Source organism: Actinosynnema sp. NPDC023658, assembly GCF_040639995.1.
Classification (GTDB): Bacteria; Actinomycetota; Actinomycetes; order Mycobacteriales; family Pseudonocardiaceae; genus Actinosynnema.
Genome location: NZ_JBFAAX010000913.1, coordinates 1 through 2,183, shown reverse-complemented (window position 1 = coordinate 2,183; position 2,183 = coordinate 1). Strand labels below are relative to the sequence as shown.

The following is a 2,183-nucleotide window of genomic DNA, read 5'->3' as shown; positions in this document are numbered from 1 at the left end:
GCGTGCCCGAGCCGCCGCAGAGCGGTCCGCGCCGAGCCGTGGCGCAGGTGGTGCGCGGCGTCGGTCACCGCGACCGCCGCGCAGACGTTGAACAGCACGTGCACCTGGTGCCCGACGATCCACCGTGCGGTCCAGCGCTCTTCCCGCGACGCCTCGTCGGCCGCCCGTGCGGTGGGGAACGGCTCGTCCGGAGGAGCGTCCGGGCCGTCGGCACCGGTCAGGTCGAGCACGGCCTGCGCCATGCCCGCGACCTCGACCGCCAGATCGGCACCCGACAGCGGCGCCTCGCACAGGTCCCGCAGACCGCGCTGCACCACCGACGCACCGTGCCAGGCGGCCTGGTGATCGGACAGGTCCACCTCGCGCACCCGGAAGAACGACTGGCTGGTCGACTCGGCCGGGATGTCCTCGCCGACCACGGCCGCGCCTCGCGCGGACAGCGCCGCCACCAGCCCGTCCGCGACCGCCGAAGCCTGTCTCAGGGCAGCCGTGCGCTCGACGGGGCCGGCGTGCGTCGGCACCGCGGCCAGTGCCACCGCGGTTCGTCGCGCACCGATGCGCGCGGAGAGGCCGAGGTCCGGGACGATCCCGCCGGGGCGCGGGTCCCTGAACACGGCGACAGGCGGATACCGGGCGGCCGTTGGCGGGTCCACGACCTCTAGTATCCCGACCGGCCGACCCCGCAATGCCCTCCGATCGGGTATCCCACCTGCCGCCACACCGGCAGATTTCGGAACGCCTGGAATGACGATGAGTCACCACTTCGGCAGGGCCGCCTCAAGGACGGGAGCCGGTGTCCACGGTCACCAGCGCTTCGGCGATGTCGACGTCCGTGCCGATGGACACCGCTTGCAGGTGGGTCGCGCGCAGGAGCGGGTAGTAGGTCTCGCCGAACGGGCCGCCGGAGAGGCCGGTTCCGCCGTGGGTGGGGAGGAACGGAGCGGTGCCGGAGTGGGAGTCGTTGACCTTGATGATGCCGCCGTTGGTGATGTCGGTGAGGAAGCGGTCGATGGTGTCGGGGTCGGTGGCCCAGAGCGAGTTGCGCAGGCCGTAGGCGTTGGCGTTGAGCAGTGCGAGCACCTGCCCCAGCAAGTCGGGATCTTCCTCGGGGACGACGATCGGCAGCAGCGGGAAGAACGTCTCCTCGGTGACGGCCGGGAGCGTGCGGGCAGTGCCGAGGCCGTCGACGCGCACCAAGGTGGGTTGGACGAACGGGCCGTGCGGGCTGGGGTTGCCGTGCAGGTCGATCAGCGAGCCGCCGGTCAGCAGGGTGGCGCCGGCGTCCTGGGACTTGGCCAGCATGGTCAGGAACTCGGCGGCCTTGGCGACCGGCGCGAGCGTGGTGCCGGGGTCGGTGGGCAGGCCGGGGCGCAGGTCGCGGACGTGGGTGGTGAGGCGGGTGATGAACTCGTCGGCGATGGCCGGGTGGGCGACGACGTACTTGGGCACCATGCAAATCTGGGTGGAGGCGAGGAACGCCTCGGCGGCGGCGGGGACGGCGCGGTCGAGGTCGGCGTCCTCCCAGACGACGAAGCCGTCGTTGCCGGCGAGTTCCAGCAGGGGCTTCTTGCCGTGCTGCACGCACTGCGCGCCGACCTGCAGGCCCAGTTCCGAGCTGCCGACGAAGGCGATGTCGTCGACCAGCGGGTCGGCCAGCCATGCCTGGAGCATGTCCTGGGCACCGCCGCAGACGATGTTGCACACGCCCGCCGCCGCGCCCGCATCTCGCAGGGCGGGCAGCACGAGTTCGCGGAACACGTACATGACGCCTGCCGGGACGGCGGTGGGTGCGCGCATCACCAGTGTGTTGCCGGCGAGCATCATGGGGATCGCGAGGCAGGACAGCGTCGCGGCGGCGTTGCGGGGCGGGTGGAACGCGATCACCCCGTCGGGCAGGTGGCGGACCAGCAGCCGGCGGTTGCCGACGGTCTCCTCGCGCGCCATCTGCGCGGCACCGCGGGCCAGGTACTCGGGGCTGAGGCTGTGGACGATGCCGGCGATGGACCACTCGGCCACCTGTGACGGGTAGCCCTCGGCCATCATCACCGCAGCCAGTTCGTCGCGGTGGGCGAGGATGCGGCGGTGGATGTCGCCGCCGATCGCCAGCCGGTCGGCCAGGGGCGTACGGCGCCATGCGGGGAACGCCTCGGCCGCTGCTTTCGGCCACGCCCGCGCCGATCCAC

At 72.5% G+C, this 2,183-nt stretch carries 2 protein-coding genes; both read right to left on the bottom strand.

The window, feature by feature from the left end; translation table 11 throughout:
* Positions 1 to 614, bottom strand: a 614-nt coding sequence (locus AB0G02_RS36330; RefSeq protein ID WP_360803858.1) for a hypothetical protein, incomplete at its 3' end; no start/stop codon positions are given.
* Between the two features lie 163 nt (positions 615 to 777).
* Positions 778 to 2,183 (bottom strand): aldehyde dehydrogenase family protein (locus AB0G02_RS36325; RefSeq protein WP_360803855.1); only part of this gene is annotated, 1,406 nt, incomplete at its 5' end.